Consider the following 18994-nt stretch of genomic DNA (forward strand, 5'->3'; position numbering starts at 1 on the left):
CCATGACAGTCAACCTCAAATCTCCCGGAGTTCTGGCCCGTCTGCGCCAGAGCGACCTCTGGTGGTCTTTCACCCATCAGCGCAGTGCGGTCTTTGCCGCCGTGCTGCTGACGGTGCTGATCGTCAGCGCCTTCACCGCACCGCTGTATGCGCCGCAGAATCCGTTTGATCCGGCCCAGCTGGAACTGTGGAATGCCGAAATTCCGCCGATCTGGCTGGAGGGCGGGCAATGGCCCTATCTTCTGGGCACCGATACCCAGGGGCGCGATATCCTGTCGGCCATCCTCTATGGCTCGCGCATCTCGATCCTGATCGGCATCGCCTCGGTGGTATTCGCGCTGGTGATCGGCATCGGCACCGGGCTGGTCGCGGGCTATTATGGCGGTTTCGTCGAAAACGCGCTGATGCGGGTGGGCGACATCCTGCTGTCGATCCCCACCATCCTGATCGCCATTCTGGTCAGCGCCATCGTGCGGGAACTGCTGCCGCCCAGCCTGCGCGAAATCGGTGCCGGAGCGGTGCTGGTGCTGGCCATCGTGCTGAGCGGCTGGGTGCAATATGCCCGCACCGTGCGCGCACAGACGGCGGTGGAACGGCGCAAGGAATATGTGCAGGCGGCGCAGCTGCTCAAGGTGCCTGCGCGGCGCATCATGTTCAGCCATATCCTGCCCAACACGCTGACCCCCATCCTGGTTGCGGCCACGCTGAACTTCGGCATGGCGATCCTGACCGAGGCGACGCTGTCTTTCCTCGGGATCGGGATGCCGCCCAGTCAGCCCAGCCTCGGCACGCTGATCCGCCTTGGCAACCAGTTCCTGTTCTCTGGCATGTGGTGGATCGTGCTGTTCCCCGTGCTGCAACTCTGCCTGCTCGTCGTGTCCGTCAACCTGTTGGGTGACTGGCTGCGCGACGCGCTGAACCCGAAATTGAGGTAAGTGATGACTGACCTTCTGATCCGCAATATCCGTCCGATGGCGGGCGACGCAGCTGACCTGTTGATCCGTGCCGGGCGTATCGTGGCAATGGGCCAGAACCTTGCTGCCGAAGGTGTCGCAGTGGAGGACGGGCAGGGCGCGATTGCCATTCCGTCGCTGACCGATGCGCATACCCATCTGGACAAGACGACCTGGGGCATGGGCTGGTATGCCGGTCGCAAGGGCGGCGCGTTGCAGGCCCTGATCGACAACGAACGCAACGAACGGATCCCGCTGGGCCTTGATGTGCATCGCCAGTCGATGCGCCACGCCCTGCAACTGATTGCCAATGGCACCGGCCAGATCCGCAGCCATGTCGATGTGGACCATGATCACAAGCTGACCCTGCTTGAAGGCAAGCTGCGCACCCGCGCGGCCTTGCAGGGGGCGGTGGATATCCAGATCGTTGCTTTCCCGCAATCCGGCCTGATGATCCGCCCCGGCGTCTATGAGCTGCTGGACGAGGCGCTGGCCATGGGGGCCGATGTCGTTGGCGGGCTGGATCCGTCGTCGATGGACCGCGATCCGAAAGCCTCGCTTGATGCGATTTTCCGGCTGGCCGAAAAGCACGGCAAGCCGATCGACATCCATCTGCACGAATATGGCGAGCTGGGGGCCTTCACGCTGGAGGAGATCATCATCCGCACCCGCGCACATGGCATGCAGGGCAAGGTGGGCGTGTCGCATTGCTTCTGCCTCGGGATGCCCGATCCGCACCGGGTTGGCCCCTTGATGGATCAGGTCGCGCGTGAAGATATCCGCATCTTCACCACCGGCCATCCCTCTGCCGAAGTGCCGTCGTTGCAGGACATGCGCGCGGCGGGGATCAAGGTGGGGCTGGGCTGCGACGGCATCCGCGACACCTGGGGTCCGTGGGGCCAGCCCGACATGCTGCACCGCGCTCGGATCGTCGGCATGAAGAACCGGATGCGCCGCGATGACGAGCTGGAGCTGCTGCTGGACGCCGCCTCGCGCGGCGGGGCCGAGGCGATGGGGATGGACGCACAGGGGCTGGCCCTCGGTGCCGTGGCCGACCTGACGCTGGTGGCGGGCGAAACTCTGGCCCATGCGGTTGTCGAAGAGGCACCGCGTCCGCTGGTGGTCAAGGGCGGGCGTGTCGTGGCCCGCAACGGCGCGCTGGCCCTGCCGGGGATCACCATGCCATGAGCGCGTTTCGTGACCTGACGCTGGGCGCCGCCGCGCCCGGCCGTACTGCCCTGACCGCCGATTGGGTGCTGGGCCATGCGGCGGGTGGCCATTGCCTGATCCCGAATGGCGAAGTGGTGTTCGAGGCGGGGCGCATCCTGCATGTCGGCCAACGGTTCGAGGGCGAGGTGGCCCGGCGAATCAGCCTTGGCTGCGCGCTGATCTCGCCCGGCCTGATCGACCTTGATGCCCTGTCGGATCTCGATACCACGGTGCTGAGCATCGACCATGGCCCCGGCTGGGCAAAGGGCCGGGTCTGGCCGCGCTCTTATGTCGAGCGTGGCCCCTATGAGATGTATGCGCCGGAAGAGTTGGCCTTCCAGAAACGCTATGCTTTTGCGCAGCTTTTGCGGAACGGCATCACCACCGCTGCCCCCATCGCCTCGCTGTTCTACCGGGAATGGGGCGAGACGGCAGCCGAATTCACCGCAGCGGCCGAGGCTGCGGGCGAGATGGGGCTGCGGGTCTATCTGTCGCCCGCCTATCGTGCGGGCGGCATGGTGCTGGAAGGGCCGGGCCAGATGGTGCCGGTGTTCGACGAGCCGCGCGGCATGGCGGGGCTGGACGAGGCCATCGCCTTCGTCACTGCGCAGGAGGGCCGCTTCGGCGGACTGGTGCGCGGTATGCTGGCCCCCGACCGGGTGGAAACCTGCACCGCGCCGCTGCTGCGCCGCACGCTGGACGCGGCACAGGATCTGGATTGCCGGGTGCGCCTGCACATGGCGCAGGGCGCGATGGAGGTGCAGACGGTTCAGGCGCTGCACGGCACCACCGCGCCGGACTGGCTGGCGCGGGAAGGGCTGCTGAACGACCGCATCCTTGCGCCGCATGCCACCAATGCGACCGACACCGATCTGGCCCATTACGCCGCCCATGGGGTAAGCGTGGTGCATTGCCCGCTGGTCTCAGGCCGGGGCGGGTCGATCCTGCGGTCGTTTGGCCGCCTGCGGGCGCAGGGCATCAATATCGCCATGGGTACCGATACCGCGCCCGCCGATATGCTGCTCAACCTGCTGACCGGGCTGATGACGGCCCGCATCGCCGATATTGACGCGCCGCATCAGCGCAGCGCCGATTTCTGGGATGCCGCCACGCTGGGTGGGGCCCGCGCGCTGGGGCGGGACGACATCGGGTGCCTGAAACCCGGAGCCCGCGCCGATATTGCGGTGTTCCGGCTGGATGATGCGATGATGACCCCGGCGATTGACCCGATCACCACGCTTGTCACCGGCGGCTCTGGCAAGGTGACGCAAGCCACCTTTGTCGACGGTCGGCTGTCGATGTGCGAAGGCCGTGTGGCCGGGATCGACCTTGCTGAAGCCCAGGCCCGCGCGCAGGCGCAGTTTGACGGGCTGCTGGCAAAATACCCCGAACGCAGCTGGCAGCATCGGCCCGTGGCCGAGCTGTTTCCCCCAAGCTATCCCGTCCGACAGGAGGCGACCCCATGACCGGCACACCCATGCTTGATGTCCGCGCATTGCGGGTGGAATTTCCGGGCCGGCACGGCACGGTGACGGCGCTTGCCGATGTCAGCCTGACCATTCAACCTGGTGAAATTCTGGGGGTGGTGGGCGAATCCGGGGCTGGCAAATCCATGACCGGGCTTGCCGTGCAGGGCCTGCTGGAACCGCCGGGCCATGTGGCGGGCGGCGAGGTCTGGCTGAATGGCCGCCGCATCGACACGCTGAGCGACCGCGAGATGGAAAAGGTGCGCGGGCGCGAGATCGGGGCGATTTTTCAGGATCCGCTGACCTCGCTCAACCCGCTGTTTTCGGTGGGCAAGCAGTTGATCGAGACGATCCGCCTGCACCTGCCGCTGTCCCGCGCCGAGGCGCGGCAACGCGCTATCGCCCTGCTGACCGAGGTGGGTATTCCCGGCCCGGAAGAGCGGGTTGACCATTTCCCGCACCAGTTTTCCGGCGGGATGCGGCAGCGTGTGGTGATTGCCCTTGCGCTGGCCGCGCGGCCCAAGCTGATCATTGCGGATGAACCGACCACGGCGCTGGACGTGTCGATTCAGGCGCAGATCACCTCGCTGCTGCGCCGGTTGTGCAAGGAAAACGGCACGGCAGTGATGCTTGTCACCCATGACATGGGGGTGATTGCCGAAACGGCGGATCGGGTGGCGGTGATGTATGCCGGGCGGCTGGTCGAGATCGGCCCGGTGGCCGAGGTCATCGCCCGCCCCAGCCATCCCTATACGCGCGGTCTGATGGGATCCATTCCCACGCTGGGCGCACGGGTGCCGCGGCTGCAACAGATCGACGGGTCGATGCCGCGTCTGGATGCGATCCCGCAGGGCTGCGCCTTCAACCCGCGCTGCCCGCATGTGATACCGCGCTGCCGGACAGACCGGCCCACGCTGCACGCCAGCGGCTCTGGCCAAAGCGCCTGCTGGCTCAACACCCTCGCACAGGAGAGCGCCGCATGACCTCCCCCGCCCTGACCGTCACCCATCTGACGCGGCTGTTCAACGTCTCGGCCCCGTGGCTGAACCGGGTGATCGAACGAAAGCCCAAGGCGTTTCTGCGGGCCGTGGATGACATCAGCTTTACCGTGCCGTCCGGCGGCTGTCTCAGTCTTGTCGGCGAAAGCGGCTGCGGCAAATCCACGGTCGCGCGTCTGGTGACGGGGCTTTACGAGGCCACCACCGGACAGATGCGCTTTGCCAATGGCAAGGATGGCAAACCCCTGGCGGCGCAGATGATCTTTCAGGATCCCTATGCCAGCCTCAACCCGCGCTGGCGTGTGTTCGACATCATCGCCGAGCCGCTGCGCGAGCTGAAACTGCGCGACAGCGAGGCCGAGATTGCCACGCGGGTGGGAGAGCTGCTGACGACGGTGGGCCTTGCCCCCCGCGACGGGCGCAAGTTCCCGCACGAGTTTTCGGGCGGGCAACGGCAGCGGATCTCCATCGCGCGGGCGCTGGCGACGGAACCGGAGTTTCTGGTCTGTGACGAGCCGACCTCGGCGCTGGATGTGTCGGTGCAGGCGCAGATCCTCAATCTGATGCGCCGCTTGCAGGATGAAATGGGGCTGACCTATCTGTTCATCAGCCATGACATGAGCGTGGTGCGCCATATGTCAGACCAGATTGCCGTGATGTATCTGGGGCGGATCGTGGAACAGGCGGCCACCGAAGTGCTGTTTGCCGACCCGAAACACCCCTATACGCAGCTGCTGCTGGAAACGATCCCGAATGTGGCCGATCCGCGCCGCGACCGGGTGCCGCAATCGGGCGAGGTGCCCAGCCCGATGGCCCCGCCGTCGGGCTGCACTTTCCATCCGCGCTGCCCGCAGGCCGATGCGCGCTGTTCGGCAGAGCGGCCGGAAATGCAGACCTATCAGGATGGCAGCCGCGTGGCCTGTCATCGCGTGGCCGAGGCCATGGCGGCGCTTGCCGTGCCTTCGGTTGGGGACCAACGCCTCTCAGCCTGACCGGGGCATCGTCAGGAAGGGCCGCGCCGGACATCCGGCGCGGCCCTTTTTCTTTGCCGGGTGGCTGGCAGGTCGTGGCTGGCAGAGCAGCACAGACGAAAAAACCGCGCCGATGGTCTGGCGCGGTCAGGTGTCCCGGGAGGGGGTCGCAGGATAGGGGTCAGGCGGTTTGCGCCAGCACACAGGCAGATTTGGCCCGCGGATAATCATAGGCACCGATCTTCGAGGTGGCATAGCCGCCACCCACCAGACCTTCGGCCAGTTTCACGGCGGCCGTCACGCCATCAATCACCGGCATGCCGGTCTGCAATTGCAGCCGGTCGCACAGATCCGACATGCCGGCACAGCCCAGCACCACGGCTTCGGCGCCATCCACATCGCGGGCGGCCTCGATCTCGCGGATCAGGCGCGCTTCGGCGGTGGTCGGGTCTTGCTCGAGCGCCAGCACCGGCATGTCCACGGCGCGCACCGCACGGCAGCGATGGCCCGCGCCGTAAGCTTCGACCAGATCTTCGATGATTGGAACCGAGCGGGGCAGGGTGGTGACGATGGAAAACCGGGTGGCGATGGTGGTGGCCACCTGCACGGCGGCCTGACAGATGCCGATCACCGGCCCCGCCGCGATTTCGCGCGCGGCGGCAAGGCCCGGATCGTCGAAACAGGCGATCACATAAGCATCCACGCCGCGCGCCTCACCGGCGCGGATCAGGTCGAGCATCGCAGGCACCGACATCGCCTCGTCGGCATGGCCTTCGATGCTGGCCGGGGTGCCTTTGGGATTGATGGCCTCGATTACCGTGCCGGGAAAGGCGCAGCGCCGGGCGCTGTCGGCAATCTGCATGGTCATCGACAGGGTGGAATTCGGGTTGATCACAAGGATTTTCATGGCTCAGGCTCTCACGTTCAGGCGGGCCTGCACCGACTCGATGCCCGGCGAGGGCATTTCAAACTGGCGGTCCGAGGTGATGTAATTGTCGGCATGAAGCCGGGCGATGGGTTGGTATCTGTCGGGGTCGACATAGCGCCCCTCTGCATCCAGGCAGTCGCGCCGCACATGCATGTGCACCACTTCGCCCAGCACGATCACGCGGCGGTCATAGTCGATCAGGCGTTCCACCCGGCATTCCATCGCGCAGGGGCTTTCCACCACACGCCGCGCCGCCACCTGTTCGCAGGCTGCCGCCGTCAGGCCGGCGAGCGAGATTTCATCCACATCCGGGGCCACGCCCAGCCCGCAGATCAGCATGGCATCGGCAATCGCCATATCCACCATGTTCACCACAAACTCGCGGTTGCGGCGGATGTTGCGCACGGTGTCTTTTTCCTGCCCGTCGGGTTTGGTCTGGATCCCCAGGATCACGATCGCCGGATCATGCGAGAACACGTTGAAAAAGCTCATCGGGGCGGCATTGTCCTGCCCGCCCTCGGACAGGGTGGACACCAGCGCAATTGGCCGGGGGCCAATGAAATTGGTCAGCAGGCGGTAACGGTCCTGCGCCGTGATCTGGGTGAAATCAAAATCCATCGGCTTTCCTGTCGGCTAAGGGTCATGCGGACATGGCGAGAATCCGCCCCGGATTTTCCCGGTTGTTCTCTTCGACAATATTGTCTACATTTTTGTAGTCAACATGAACGTGGCCCGCAGATTGACTTTTTACACTGCGCGGCAAAGATAGGGTGGAACCAAGGAGCCTCTATGTATCACAGCAAGGAAACCGTGACCGGCCCGACGGCCGAGATCTGCGAGCGTATCTGGCTGTCGATTGCGGAAAAGCGGCTCAGGCCCGGTGCGCGGCTGAAAGAAGAACAGCTGGCCGAGATTTTTGATGTCAGCCGGGCGCGGGTGCGGCAGGCGCTGGCGGTGCTGGAAAGCGACGGGCTGGTGACCATCGTGCCCAACCGCGGTGCCTTTGTGTCCGAGCCGGGGGTGGACGAGGCGCGTGATGTGTTCCATGTGCGCAAACAGATCGAAGCGCGGGTGATGGAGCGGTTGATTGACCGCATCACCGATGACGACATTCCGCTGCTCGATGCCCATCTGACGCAAGAGCGCGAGGCCGATCAGCGCGGCGATACCTCGGCCACGATCCGCCTTTCGGGCGGGTTTCACCTGCTGCTGGCTGAACTGGCGGGATCAAGCTTTCTGTTCGGCATCCTGCGCGACCTGATTTCGCGCAGCTCGCTGATCACGGCGATGTATCGCGCGCGGCATCTGCACAATTGCGGCCCGGATGAACATGCGGCCCTGATCGACCGCATCCGCGCCCGCGACAAGGCCGGGGCGTTGCACATCATGCATCACCACCTGCAACACGTCGAGGATGAGCTGGATCTGACCGAAGAAGTGCCCACCATCCGCGATCTGCGGCAGGCGCTGGTCTGACCTTTCCGTCAGGCATGAAAAAACCGCCCCCGCCAGAACTGGCAGGGGCGGCATGTGTTGGTCAGGTGGTGAGATCTGTTATTTCAGACGCTCGACCACGCTTTCGGCAAAGGCATCGACCATCGCCGCGTAATGTTCGGGCGAGTCGGTGAAGCTGCTGGCCGGGGCCACGCCATCTTTCAGATAGCGGTTGGCAATCTCGATCGAGACCGACAACTCATAGGTATCAAGCTGGGTACCTTCGGCGTTGGTGATGCGGATCACACCGACCAGCACCGAATCCGCCACACCAAGTGTGGTCTGGAAGCTGTTGGCAAGCGACACTTCGTTGATGTCGACGCCGACGGTCACGCCATCATCCTTGATCCGGTCCTGAACGCGCGACAGGATGGCGGCCTGAAGATCGGTTGCAAGGTTGCCCCAGTATTTTGCAGCGGCTTCATTGCCGATGGCCGACACATCGGTCTCCACCGCAACGTCTTTGATCATCATGGTATTGGCCGAAGCCATGGGCGCGGCAAAAGCGGCAGATACAGCCAGAACGTGAAGCAGTTTCATGTTAACCTCTTGATGTCGCCGGGGAATATCATGTTCCCCCTATGCAGACACAACGCGCTGATGGCGGATTGGGTTCCGCTGGGATCCGATTCATTTTTTAACCCCTTTGCCAAGGCACGGCCCTTCGCTGCCACGCAGGTATGAAAAAAGGGGGCCGAAGCCCCCTTTGTCGTGGATGGTGCGCCGATCAGGCGGCCAGCGTTTCGGTCGATGAAAAGAACATCGCCTGACTGACGGCAGAACGCAGCTGATCTTCCGAGAAGGGCTTGGTGATCAGGAACGCCGGCTCCGGGCGTTCGCCGGTCAGCAGCCGTTCGGGGAAGGCGGTGATGAAGATCACCGGCAGATTGTCGAACTGCGCAAGGATGTCATTCACCGCGTCGATGCCCGAGGAATTGTCGGCAAGCTGGATGTCGGCCAGGATCAGATCGGGCCGTTCGCGCGAGGCCAGCGCCACCGCCTCGTCGCGGGTGCGGGCGATGCCGGTCACGGTATGGCCGATCTCGGTCACGATATCCTGAATGTCCATCGCGATGATGGCTTCATCCTCGATGATCATCACGCGCCCTGCGACAGAGCTTTCCATCTCGCGCATGGCGATGCCGATCAGCTCTGCAGCCTCGTCCGTGTCGATTTGCAGGATGCCGCCGATTTCGACATGGCTGAATCCTTCGATCACCGACAGCAGCAAAGCCTCGCGCGAATTGGGGGTCAGCCGCGCCATATGCCGCTGGGCCTGCGCCGACAGGCTGCTGTCCGCCTCGCCCACCGGGGCCCCGGCACTGGCCCAGACAAGGTGGAACACATGAAACAGCGCCACCTTCGGGCTGTCTGCTGCGTCCAGCACCGACATATCTTCCAGCAACGCTTCCAGCGTTGCGGCGGCAAACGTATCGCCACTGGTCTGACTTCCGGTCAGCGCGCGCGCATAGCGACGCAGATAGGGCAGATTGGCCCCGATGGCAGAGGTGAGATCGGCAGAACCGGGCCGGGTCATATAAAGCTCCCTGTCAGAGATAGAACGCGATTTTTACGGGAACCAAACGCGCTGACTTGCGTTTGGTTCCGTGTAAAGTTGCGGGGGTTCCGAAATAGCGCCATGATCAATCCGATGTCAAAAAGCCAGCCTAACTCAAATGTGCAGCAGCAGATCGACGAAAACCTCAAGCGGGTCTACGACGAGGCGCTGAAAGAAGAGATCCCGGATCGCTTCAAGCAGCTGCTTGCCCAGCTGAAAGCCAAGGAGGAGGGCAAATGACCCTCACTCCGCTGGTGAGTGGTGATCCGCGCGACGAAATGCCCGTGCATCTGCCAGCCCTGCGAGCCTTTGCCATCTCGTTGACCCGCAACGTGTCAGAGGCCGATGATCTGGTTCAGGATACCATCGTGAAAGCCTGGTCGAACATCGACAAGTTTACCGTGGGCACCGACCTGCGGGCCTGGATGTTCACGATCCTGCGCAACACGTTCTTTTCGCACCGGCGCAAGCGCAAGCGCGAGGTGGCCGACCCTGATGGCATCCACGCAGCCGGGCTGTTTGAAAAGCCCGAACATGACGGGCGTCTGGCGTTCAATGATTTTCTGGGGGCCTTCGATCAACTCTCGCCCGAACACCGCGAGGTGCTGATCCTTGTCGGGGCCAATGGCTATTCCTGCGAAGAGGCGGCGGCGATGATGGGCGTGGCGGTGGGCACGGTGAAAAGCCGCACCAACCGCGCCCGCGCGAAACTGACCGCCCTTCTGGGCATGGCCGAGGGCGAAGACATCCTGAGTGGTGATGTCGGCTCTACCCTCGCCGTGATGAGCCGGTCAGGAACCCAGGCGGCATGACGCAGACTCCCTTGCAGCAAGGCCGGGTCTGGCCGTTCCGGCGGCTGGGCTTCCGCATGATGGTGATGTTCGGCATCGTGTTGATGCCGCTTGCCGTGCTGAGCTTTGTTCAGACCGAACAATATCAGGACGAGGCCGCCGCCCGCGCCGAAGCCGCCGTTCTGGGCACCACCATGCAGGCGGCGGCGCCGCTGATCGACCGCATCACCCGCTCCGAAGGGGCGGTGGCGGCGCTGGCCGTGGCCCTGCCTGCGGCGCTGGATGATCCCGCGCGCTGTTCTGCCTTGCTGGCGCGGTTTCTGGCCGCGCCGGGCAATGAAGACTACTCCTTTGCAGGTTATGTCCCCCGCAATCTGCAAATGGACTGTTCGCCGCAGGGCGCGCGCAATCTGCAGGATTTCCCCGAACTCCTCACGGTGATGGACGAGGGCAAACCCACGGTGCGGGTCAATACGCATGGCCCGGTATCTGGCACCAGCGTGCTGATCTTTTCGCATCCGGTGCGCGACGCCTTGGGGCGGGTGACGGGTCTTGTTTCGCTGTCTTTGCCGCATACGGCCATCGAGATGGAAGCCCATGGCGCCGTGTCCGACAGTGCGATGCGCGATCCTGTGGCGCTGATCACCTTTGATGCCAGTGGCGAAATCCTGACTTCCAGCGTCGGCATGGACGAGGCCGCACAGCGCCTGCCTGCCAATCGCGCGCTCAGCGCGCTGGCCGGGCGGGGGGCGCAAAGCTTTTCGGCGCAATCCGTCGCCGGATTTGACCGGGTTTTTGCCGTGGTGCCGCTGGCCTCGGGCAATCTGTTCCTGCTGGGCAATTGGGCCATGGCAGGAACCGATACGACGATCTTCCAGACAGCCGTGCCCATCGTGGCGTTTCCGGCCCTGATGTGGCTGGCCAGCCTTCTGGTGGCGCAGCTTGCCGCCGAACATCAGGTCTTGCGCCATATCCGCGCCCTGCGCGCCTCGATCACGGCCTTTGCCGGTGGCAATCGCCGGGTGCCGGAACTGGATCTGGAGGGCGCCCCGCACGAATTGCGCAGCGTCGGCTTTGCATTTGAACGGATGATGGAAAGCGTGCTGCATGACGAGGCGGAGCTGGAGGACATGGTTCACCAGAAAGAGGTTCTGCTGCGCGAGGTGCATCACCGCGTGAAGAACAACCTGCAACTCATTGCCTCGATCATCAACATGCAGATCCGCAAGGCGCGCAACCCGGAAACCAAGGCGCTGTTGAAAGGCCTGCAAGACCGGGTGATGAGCCTCGCCACCATTCACCGCGAATTGTATCAGACCACCGGACTGACCGACATCCGCGTGGACGAGCTGTTGCAAAGCATCGTGACGCAGATCCTGCGCATGGCCGGCAAACCGGGCGAGCCTTTGGCGGTGGAAACCGATCTGGAAGACATCCGCCTGACCCCCGATCAGGCGGTGCCACTGTCGCTGCTGGTTACCGAAGCGCTGACCAATGCGTTGAAATATGCCTCGGCCCTGCCGGGCAAACAGCCGAAGCTGCGGGTCCGGCTTTACCGTATCGGCGACAGCCGTGCGGGGATCGAGATCAGCAACAGCGCGCTGCAAAGCGGGCCAAAGCCCGATGCGATGCTGGATGGCGTTGAGGATGGTTCGGGCCTTGGTGATGCACTGATGCGGGCCTTTGCCGGGCAGCTGGGCACGACGGTGGAACGCAGCCACGAGAATGGCGAATACCGCATGTGGTTCGACTTTGCGCCAAGCGCCCTCAGCGACGCCGAAGAGCGGTTGCGCAGCGATGTGGCCAACGCCTGATCCTTCGCCGGAATGCGCATCTTAGTGATTAAAATCAGGAGCTTGTCAGAAAACCTGGAACCCTTTTGCCTGTGCTGCGTTGTTTATGCAGAGTGACACATTACAGGAGTATGCAGAATGAACTGGGACCAGATCGAAGGTGGCTGGAAGCAACTCAAAGGCAAAGTCCAGGAAAAATGGGGCGACATGACGGGCGATGAGCTGGATCGTGTGGAAGGCAAGCGCGAACAGCTCGTGGGCCTTGTCCAGCAGAAATACGGTCGCGCCAAAGAAGAAGCCGAGCGTGAAGTGGACGACTGGGGCCGCGGCCTCTGATCCCATCCGCAAGGTGTAAGAAAGGGCCCGTCTCCGCAAGGAGGCGGGCCTTCTTCTTGGGCCATGGTGCGGTCGCGTCCTGTCAGCCAACAGTCTTGCTGCGCTGCACCGCTGCCAGACTGTAGCGGGCCTGTTCCACCTCTGACCGCAGGCCGCGCAGGATCGTGGCAAGCTCCGGGTCGATCCCGGCCACGTGCAGCGCGTCATCGAACAGCGCCAGCAAGGTGCTTTCCATCTGGATCAGATCGGGCAGCGCAAGCTTGAGGCTGGCCGCCGGGCGCGAACTACGGATACGGTCTTTCCGGCTCAGCCGATTGCGCAGGACAAGGGCCGCCCGCCTGCGCCGCACCAGAACCCCATGCAGAATGGGCGAAGGGTCGGCCGCATATACCCGTTCCATCGCATCGAGACTGGTTTCCAGATCACTCAGGATTTTAACAATGGCACGTTTGAGGGGCATGGTCTGTCTGTGTCCTGGTTTCGGCGGCGGGGCCAGGTGGGGCGGGCTGCAAAGCAATGTCTGCCAACGCGAGGCTTACAGATCTGGTTCCTGCGACATTCTGGCGCGGTGCGATCTGCGGCGCAATTGCAACATGCGCAAAAGGGTCGGAACGGCGCGCGTTCCGACCCAAGGCCGCAGTGACGCCGCCGGTTCAGTTGGTGTTGGGATCCAGGGCAGAGGCCAGATCCTTGTGTTGGCGGGCCAGTTCATCGGCAGCGCGATCCGCGACGCGCGATACGGCATCGCGGGTGGCGTCGCCCAGCTCTGCCCCGACACCCTGCGCCGCTTCGGACAGGCGGGCGCGTTCCTCGCGCAGCATCCGGGCCGCTTCGGCCATCAGGCGGTCACTTTCGGCGCCAAAGCGGCGGTCCTCCATCCGGCTGCGCGGCAGGGCTGCGGCAAGTGCCGCGCCAAGGCCAAGGCCGACGGCGGCGCTCAGCAACGGATGATCGGTGATCATCTGGCCACTGCGGGCAGCACCCTGGCGGGCCAGCCGTTCGCCTTGCTGCATCGCAGCCCAGGCGCTTTCGCGGGTGGCCAGAATCCGCTTCTGCGCGGCGTCCGACAGATCACCCAGACCATCGGCCAGCGTGGCTTTGGTATCCGCCACATAATCGCGCAGCAGAGTGGCCTTTTCGGCGGCAAAGTCACGGGTGTGGCCGGCGGTGTCGGCGATGCCGTCACGCAGCGTATGTGCCTGATCCGCCGCTGACGCCTCCAGATTCGCAAGCCGGGCCGAGGCGCGGGCGCGTAGGCGGCGCAGACGCACCGACCACAGCTCGCTTGTGTCCAGCTTCGGTTCGGGGATGGGCTCGTCCATTGCCGGGCCGCCCTCATCCTCCCAGCGGGCCAGCGATTCCGGGCGCGGCTCGCGGGTGGCGGAATGGCTCTGGCGATTGCCATAGGCGATCAGGGCAAGGCCCAGCCCGGCCAGCGCAAAGCCGCCCGGTGTGGTGCGGATGGCGCGATCCACCGCGCCCAGAAAGGCCGTGCCCTGCGATTGCAGCACCGCCAACCCGTCACGGGTCAGCGCTTCGGGGGCAAGCCGGTCGCGCAATTGGCCCAGCGTATCGGTCAGGGCCTGTTGGGAATGATCAAGATCGCGTTCGATCTGGCGCATGTCAGTCATGGCGGAATACCTTTGTGATGTGGTCAGCATCCTCGCGGATGCGATGAGCGGTGCGGGACGGGGCGAGCGCCGACGGCGTCAGGGCGGCCCTTGCACGCAGCGCAAGAAACACCGCCCCTGCGAGCAGGATCAGCCCCAGCAGCAGTGCCGCCGCACCGGGGGGCAAGCCGCCCCACAGCACGATCAGCGACACCAGTGAAAAGGCGAGCAGGTTCAGCGCCACAATCGTCAGCACCGCCGCGAAAGCCAGCACGGCCAGGGCAAAACCCGCCTTGCGGGCCTTTGCCGCGACTTCGGCCTGCGCCAGAGCGAACTCTCCCCGGATCAGTTGCCGCAGATGGTGAAACGCTTCTGCGACCAGACCGGGGATGCCGTTGGGGCGGGCCTCGCTGCTCATGGCGTGGCCTGTGCCTTCAGGTCGTCATTGGCGGGCACCTGCGGCAGATAGGGCGGTTGGCTGGCCTGCGCCCCTTGCGCCGCCTGCCCATAGGCCGCCGAGGCGGTCGGCGCAGGGCGGGGTGGCAGATCGGGGGCCGAGGCGCGGGCAAAGCGGGTGGCGGCAAAGCCTGCCAGAACCGCACCGGCCACCAGCGCGCCGGGATGACGGCGGGCAATCATCGCCGCTTCCGACGCGAGGCTGGAAAAGCTGCGCCCGCTCAGCCGGTCAGCCGAGCCTTCGACGCTGCTGGCCAGCGTTTCCAGAACGCGCGCGGGCAGGGTGCCCTGCTGATCGGCGGCAGCGCGGCGCAAGGCGCCTGCCGCATCCTTTACCTGACGGGCCAGGCCATCCTTGACCTCTTCAATGCGCAGACTGGCTTCGGCCTTGCCGGTATCCAGCGCGGCGCGGGCCTGATCGCCCAATTCGCTTGCCGTGTCTTTCGCGGTGGTTTTCAGGTCTTTGGCAGTGTCTTTCAGATCGGTCATCTGCGGCTCCTGTTTCTGGTCGACGCGTGGCATTGCCGGTGCCCTGCAGGCATGGCATCACCGTTCCCATGGCTGCGCCATGATCTGATTTGCCGACACAATGTTGCGGGTGGCGCCGGGTGCGGCGCCGTTGGGTCAGAACGCGCGTTTGTTGGCGCGCGGGCCTGCCAGAAGCCAGATCACGAATCCGACAATCGGCAGGAAGATGATCAGCAGCGACCACAGCACCTTGCTGCCGGTCGAGGCCGAAGAGTTGATCACCGAAATGATGGCCCAGATGTCCAGAGCAAGGATCACCAGGCCGCCAAAGCCGGAGAGGTTGAACATGTTGAGTTCCATCGGCATCTGCGGCTCCTTCGGTTGACTTGACTGTTGTGCCGGATCAACGCGACAGCGGCGGATCGGTTCCTGCAACCGCGCGCGCAAGCGGCCAAAACCTGCGCAATATCCTCGGGAACCGGATCGCCCGGCCCGGCGTTGACAGGACATGAGGTGCCAGAGACTGGCGCAAAATCCTGAAAGAAATCCCTCACTTGAAAAGGAGTTACCAATGCTTGGTTGGGCCCTGACTTTCCTCGTTGTCGCCCTGATTGCCGCGGCGCTTGGCTTTGGTGGTATTGCCGGCACGTCGGCAGGCATCGCACAGATCCTGTTTGTGATTTTCATCGTGTTGTTCGTCGTGGCGATGATCGCCCGCGCCGTGCGTGGCCGACCGCCGCTCTGATCGGGCAGACAGACCAGATCTTCAAAACGGCCGCAGATTCTTTCTGCGGCCGTTTTCTTTTGCCCGCGTTCCAGATCTGTCAGCCGCCGCCCTACATGCCAAAAGGCCCGCAGAACTCTGCGGGCCTTCCGGTCTCAGCTTGGATGGATCAACCTTCGAACTTCGGCAGGGCTTCCAGCTCTTCCTTGGTCATCGGCACATAGACGCGGGTTTCATTGCCTTCGGTCTGGCGCAGGATGTCGACCGAGCCGATCGGCAGGGCCACCGGCTTTTCACCGATCCCGAGGAAACCGCCCACATCAATCACCGCTTCGGTCAGTTTGCCATCATCCGACAGCAGCAGCTTGGAGATTTCACCGATGCGGGCATCGCTGGAATCATAGACCGATGCGCCGGTCAGGTCTTCGCTGGTCAGGGTCATCGTGTCGAGCGCGGCAAAGCCGTCACGCTTCAGCGGCTCGCGCACCGGTGCTGCGGCCTCCGGCGTCGTGGCCGGGGCGGCTTCGGTTGTCGCGGTGTCTGCCGGAGCCGTTTCTGCCGGTGCTGCGGCGGGCGCGTCGGTCATGGCGCTGTCCCATTTGTATTCCGGGGCACCTTCCAGAACGGCACGGCCTGCGTTCATCACCAGGAAATAGTCATTCGGCATGTCGGCGGTCGAGGCGTCGTTGACGAAGCGGATCGCTTGCATGTCGACAGCAACCTGCCGCTCGCCCATGCCCAGAAACCCGCCAATATCGACCAGAACCGAGTCCACCGACCCATCACGTGCCAGGATCACATCATTCACTTCGCCGATATCCTGCCAGTCGGCCTGAACGCCTTCGGCATCGGTCAGCGTGCCTTCGGCTTCCAGCGCATAGAGGCGCTTGCCGATGAAGTCAGACGCCGAAATCAGAGTGGCATCCGCATCGGCGCGGAACGGCGACACGGCATCTTGCGCCATGGCGGCAGAGCCTGCACCCAGGGCAGCAGACATGATGACAGCGGTCGAAAGCAGAAGCTTTTTCATAGGATTTCTCCGTATTTTCATTGATTTGAGCGCATATCGCACTTGCAGGGTCAACGCGCCGGCCGGAGAGGGGTTCCACAATCAAGTGGTTTTTTCCGACATAGGTTCCCCCGAAGGGGTCAGAGCCAGACGCTCAGCAAAGGGGCCAGCGCCGGGGGCAGGGGGGTGGAGCTGGTGCGGCGATCCTCGGCGCCGGCCATGGCGGCGTGCAGCGCCTCGGGCAGGGCGGTTGCGGCCCGGCTTGCCGCACAGGCCGACAGGCGGATGTCGCCCATCGGGCGGGCGCTGCCCACATGCCGCGAAAATTCGCGCAAGGACGAGGCGGGAAGCGGTTGCGCACTGTCATCCTGCACAAAGACGATCCGGCCCGAGGGGGCCATCACCGGCAGAATGGCGCGTGCAAAGCGCAGGGCGGCCAGAAACCCGGCCTCCCATCCCGCGCTGCCATCCTGCGCGGTTGCCGGGATCATATGCGCCGCAAGCATCAGCGGCCCGCCGCGCGCCATACGGGTGGCAAGGCGCGCAAGATCGGCGCGATGCGTGTCATGGGCATGCAGCAGCACCATCGGTTGCGCGCGCAGCGCCGACACCAACCGTGCATCGGCGGCGGCATGGTCCGGGCGGTGCAGCAACACACGCGGCAGGGCTGGGCCCATGGTCTGATGTGCGGAGCGACGGTGATAAATGCGTGGGGATTGTGCGGTCTGCATCGGCGTCTCCTCCTGCCGGCGGGGCCAGATCTGGCCCGGATCAACAGCGATGAAACCCATGGCGCCGCACCTTGGTTCCCGCTGCGCGTGTGCGGTGGCTGATTTGAGCCAGTTCCCGCCGAACATGGCCCGGCCCTGCGGCGCGTGCATCGCCGCCATGCAGAAACGGTGCGGAACCCGTCGTATCGGGCTGCGTTGGCTTGGTAACTGATGTCTGTCTGCGGTGTGCCAGAAGATGCGCCGCGCTGATCCACCGAACCGATGGGAGTTTGCCATGCTCATTTCACTTCATCGTGCCCCGGCCGAACCGACCACTGTTGCCCTGGTGCTGGCAGGCGGTCAGGGCACGCGGCTGCATGAACTGACGGCGCGCGAGGCCAAGCCCGCCCTCTGGTTTGCCGGGCGGCGGCGGTTGGTCGATTTCACCATGGCCAATCTGCATCGCTCGGGGATCGGGCGGGTGATCGTGGCCACGCAATCCCGGCCCGCCACGCTGTCGCGGCATCTGATGCAGCATTGGGCCAGCGTCTTTGCCGATGGCGGCTTCCGGCTGGCCGAAGGGCCTCTGGTGACGGGGCGGGCCGAGGGCTATCGCGGCACGGCCGAGGTGGCGCTGGCCAATCTGCCCGCGATCGAGGCGGCAGGCGCGACCGAAGTGCTGATCGTGGCGGGTGATCTTGTGCAGGACATGGATTATCAGCCGCTGATTGCCGCGCATCGCGCTTCGGCTGCGGGCGTGACTATTCTGGCCCATTCTGGCGCGAACGCGGCTGGAACGCGCATCGAGGCCGGCGAGAACGGGTTGGTGCTTGCCCTTGGCCAATCCGCAGCCCAGCCGGGGCAGGGGCCTGTGTCGAGCGGTGTCTATGTGTTCGACACCCGCTGGCTCGCCGATGCGCTGCGTCAGGACGCGCAGGATCCGGCCAGTGTCCATGACATTGAGCGCAGCATCCTGCCCCGCGCGGTGGCCGAGGCGGCGGCGCAGGTCTGGCAGGGCGATATGGCAGAGCCACCCTATTGGCGCGACATCGACACGCTGGATGCCTATCGTCTGGCGCAGCTGGATTTCATGTCCAATCCGCCCTGCCGCCTGCCTGCACTGCCGGGGGCCTTTCACCCTGCCGCCATGACGGAAAGCAGCGATCTGCTGCAATTCGGGCTGCGCCTTGTGTCGGGTGGCATCGAATTGCGCGCGCCGCGCTGGCAGGCCGACAAGCCGTCACGGTGGGCGATGCTGGATGGCAGCGTGGTGCTGCCCGGTGGCCGCATCGCGCCGGGGGTGCGGCTGACGCAGGCCATCGTGGGCGCGGGCACGGTGGTGCCCGAGGGTCTGGTGGTGGGCGAAGACCCTGACGAAGATGCCCGCTGGTTCCGCCGCACCGACCAGGGCACGGTTCTGGTGACCACACAGATGCTGGCCCGCCGCGCGGCGGATCGGCCGCGCCCGGTTTCGGGCATCGTGCGTGCTTTGACGCAGCGGCGCGCTGCACTGTAAGGTG

23 protein-coding genes are annotated in these 18994 nt (G+C 64.6%); 12 read left to right on the forward strand and 11 right to left on the reverse strand.

Features of this window, described 5'->3' with window-relative positions:
* Nucleotides 1-2: 2 nt before the first annotated feature.
* From KM031_RS19800 to KM031_RS19820, 5 genes are read left to right on the forward strand one after another with little or no spacing between them, the layout of a single operon-like run.
* On the forward strand, nucleotides 3-935 hold the full coding sequence (locus KM031_RS19800; RefSeq protein WP_215505599.1) for an ABC transporter permease: 933 nt from the start codon (nucleotides 3-5) through the stop codon (nucleotides 933-935).
* A gap of 3 nt (nucleotides 936-938) precedes the next feature.
* Complete coding sequence (locus KM031_RS19805) at nucleotides 939-2141, forward strand: amidohydrolase family protein (protein ID WP_246567104.1); 1203 nt, start codon at nucleotides 939-941, stop codon at nucleotides 2139-2141.
* The gene (locus KM031_RS19810) at nucleotides 2138-3628 is read left to right on the forward strand and encodes an amidohydrolase family protein (protein WP_215505601.1); all 1491 of its coding nucleotides are present in this window, start codon (nucleotides 2138-2140) and stop codon (nucleotides 3626-3628) included. The genes KM031_RS19805 and KM031_RS19810 overlap by 4 nt, the downstream gene beginning before the upstream one ends.
* Nucleotides 3625-4611, forward strand: a complete 987-nt coding sequence (locus tag KM031_RS19815; protein ID WP_215505602.1) for an ABC transporter ATP-binding protein — start codon at nucleotides 3625-3627, stop codon at nucleotides 4609-4611. The genes KM031_RS19810 and KM031_RS19815 overlap by 4 nt, the downstream gene beginning before the upstream one ends.
* Entirely contained in the window at nucleotides 4608-5618 is a 1011-nt protein-coding gene (locus KM031_RS19820; protein ID WP_215505603.1) for an ABC transporter ATP-binding protein, read from the forward strand. Before KM031_RS19815 ends, KM031_RS19820 begins: the two co-directional genes overlap by 4 nt.
* Before the next feature lie 160 nt (nucleotides 5619-5778).
* Here KM031_RS19820 and KM031_RS19825 read toward each other — a convergent pair whose 3' ends face one another.
* A complete protein-coding gene (locus tag KM031_RS19825) occupies nucleotides 5779-6504 on the reverse strand; it encodes an aspartate/glutamate racemase family protein (protein WP_215505604.1) in 726 nt (241 codons plus the stop codon).
* A 3-nt stretch (nucleotides 6505-6507) separates the two neighbouring features.
* On the reverse strand, nucleotides 6508-7143 hold the full coding sequence (locus KM031_RS19830; RefSeq protein WP_215505605.1) for a flavin reductase family protein: 636 nt from the start codon (nucleotides 7141-7143) through the stop codon (nucleotides 6508-6510).
* A gap of 171 nt (nucleotides 7144-7314) precedes the next feature.
* Here KM031_RS19830 and KM031_RS19835 point away from each other — a divergent pair, with 171 nt between their 5' ends.
* Nucleotides 7315-8001 (forward strand): GntR family transcriptional regulator, encoded by a 687-nt coding sequence (locus tag KM031_RS19835; protein ID WP_215505606.1) that lies wholly within the window; start codon nucleotides 7315-7317, stop codon nucleotides 7999-8001.
* 78 nt (nucleotides 8002-8079) lie between these two features.
* On the opposite strand, the gene KM031_RS19840 is transcribed toward KM031_RS19835, so the two are convergent.
* Nucleotides 8080-8559 (reverse strand): hypothetical protein, encoded by a 480-nt coding sequence (locus tag KM031_RS19840; RefSeq protein ID WP_215505607.1) that lies wholly within the window; start codon nucleotides 8557-8559, stop codon nucleotides 8080-8082.
* A gap of 187 nt (nucleotides 8560-8746) precedes the next feature.
* Nucleotides 8747-9556, reverse strand: a complete 810-nt coding sequence (locus tag KM031_RS19845) for a response regulator (RefSeq protein ID WP_215505608.1) — start codon at nucleotides 9554-9556, stop codon at nucleotides 8747-8749.
* A gap of 102 nt (nucleotides 9557-9658) precedes the next feature.
* On the opposite strand from KM031_RS19845, the gene KM031_RS19850 reads away from it, so the two are divergent.
* The 4 genes from KM031_RS19850 (at nucleotide 9659) to KM031_RS19865 (ending at nucleotide 12497) form a co-directional block, all read left to right on the forward strand.
* Nucleotides 9659-9817, forward strand: coding sequence for a NepR family anti-sigma factor (locus tag KM031_RS19850; RefSeq protein WP_246567105.1), 159 nt, complete (start codon nucleotides 9659-9661; stop codon nucleotides 9815-9817).
* Nucleotides 9814-10389 (forward strand): RNA polymerase sigma factor, encoded by a 576-nt coding sequence (locus KM031_RS19855; RefSeq protein WP_215505609.1) that lies wholly within the window; start codon nucleotides 9814-9816, stop codon nucleotides 10387-10389. The genes KM031_RS19850 and KM031_RS19855 overlap by 4 nt, the downstream gene beginning before the upstream one ends.
* On the forward strand, nucleotides 10386-12182 hold the full coding sequence (locus tag KM031_RS19860) for a sensor histidine kinase (RefSeq protein ID WP_215505610.1): 1797 nt from the start codon (nucleotides 10386-10388) through the stop codon (nucleotides 12180-12182). Before KM031_RS19855 ends, KM031_RS19860 begins: the two co-directional genes overlap by 4 nt.
* A gap of 117 nt (nucleotides 12183-12299) precedes the next feature.
* Nucleotides 12300-12497 carry a CsbD family protein gene (locus KM031_RS19865; protein ID WP_215505611.1) on the forward strand — a complete coding sequence of 66 codons (198 nt, stop codon included), beginning with the start codon at nucleotides 12300-12302 and terminating at the stop codon, nucleotides 12495-12497.
* 82 nt (nucleotides 12498-12579) lie between these two features.
* Here the strand turns inward: KM031_RS19865 and KM031_RS19870 are convergent, their stop codons facing one another.
* The 5 genes from KM031_RS19870 to KM031_RS19890 all read right to left on the reverse strand — a co-directional run bounded on the left by KM031_RS19870 (nucleotide 12580) and on the right by KM031_RS19890 (nucleotide 15391).
* The gene (locus KM031_RS19870) at nucleotides 12580-12957 is read right to left on the reverse strand and encodes a hypothetical protein (RefSeq protein WP_215505612.1); all 378 of its coding nucleotides are present in this window, start codon (nucleotides 12955-12957) and stop codon (nucleotides 12580-12582) included.
* A gap of 193 nt (nucleotides 12958-13150) precedes the next feature.
* Nucleotides 13151-14128, reverse strand: a complete 978-nt coding sequence (locus KM031_RS19875) for a hypothetical protein (RefSeq protein WP_215505613.1) — start codon at nucleotides 14126-14128, stop codon at nucleotides 13151-13153.
* Entirely contained in the window at nucleotides 14121-14525 is a 405-nt protein-coding gene (locus tag KM031_RS19880) for a phage holin family protein (protein WP_215505614.1), read from the reverse strand. Before KM031_RS19880 ends, KM031_RS19875 begins: the two co-directional genes overlap by 8 nt.
* On the reverse strand, nucleotides 14522-15052 hold the full coding sequence (locus tag KM031_RS19885) for a hypothetical protein (RefSeq protein WP_215505615.1): 531 nt from the start codon (nucleotides 15050-15052) through the stop codon (nucleotides 14522-14524). The genes KM031_RS19880 and KM031_RS19885 overlap by 4 nt, the downstream gene beginning before the upstream one ends.
* A 135-nt stretch (nucleotides 15053-15187) precedes the next feature.
* Nucleotides 15188-15391 (reverse strand): PLD nuclease N-terminal domain-containing protein, encoded by a 204-nt coding sequence (locus KM031_RS19890; RefSeq protein WP_215505733.1) that lies wholly within the window; start codon nucleotides 15389-15391, stop codon nucleotides 15188-15190.
* 211 nt (nucleotides 15392-15602) lie between these two features.
* On the opposite strand from KM031_RS19890, the gene KM031_RS19895 reads away from it, so the two are divergent.
* A complete protein-coding gene (locus KM031_RS19895) occupies nucleotides 15603-15776 on the forward strand; it encodes a DUF1328 domain-containing protein (protein WP_215505616.1) in 174 nt (57 codons plus the stop codon).
* Nucleotides 15777-15924: 148 nt separating this feature from the next.
* Here the strand turns inward: KM031_RS19895 and KM031_RS19900 are convergent, their stop codons facing one another.
* Nucleotides 15925-16785 carry a PRC-barrel domain-containing protein gene (locus tag KM031_RS19900; RefSeq protein WP_215505617.1) on the reverse strand — a complete coding sequence of 287 codons (861 nt, stop codon included), beginning with the start codon at nucleotides 16783-16785 and terminating at the stop codon, nucleotides 15925-15927.
* Nucleotides 16786-16904: 119 nt separating this feature from the next.
* Nucleotides 16905-17495, reverse strand: a complete 591-nt coding sequence (locus tag KM031_RS19905; RefSeq protein ID WP_215505618.1) for a nucleoside 2-deoxyribosyltransferase — start codon at nucleotides 17493-17495, stop codon at nucleotides 16905-16907.
* Nucleotides 17496-17769: 274 nt separating this feature from the next.
* Here KM031_RS19905 and KM031_RS19910 point away from each other — a divergent pair, with 274 nt between their 5' ends.
* Nucleotides 17770-18990, forward strand: a complete 1221-nt coding sequence (locus KM031_RS19910) for a sugar phosphate nucleotidyltransferase (protein ID WP_215505619.1) — start codon at nucleotides 17770-17772, stop codon at nucleotides 18988-18990.
* Nucleotides 18991-18994: the final 4 nt, after the last annotated feature.

Source organism: Gemmobacter fulvus (assembly GCF_018798885.1).
Classification (GTDB): domain Bacteria; phylum Pseudomonadota; class Alphaproteobacteria; order Rhodobacterales; family Rhodobacteraceae; genus Gemmobacter; species Gemmobacter fulvus.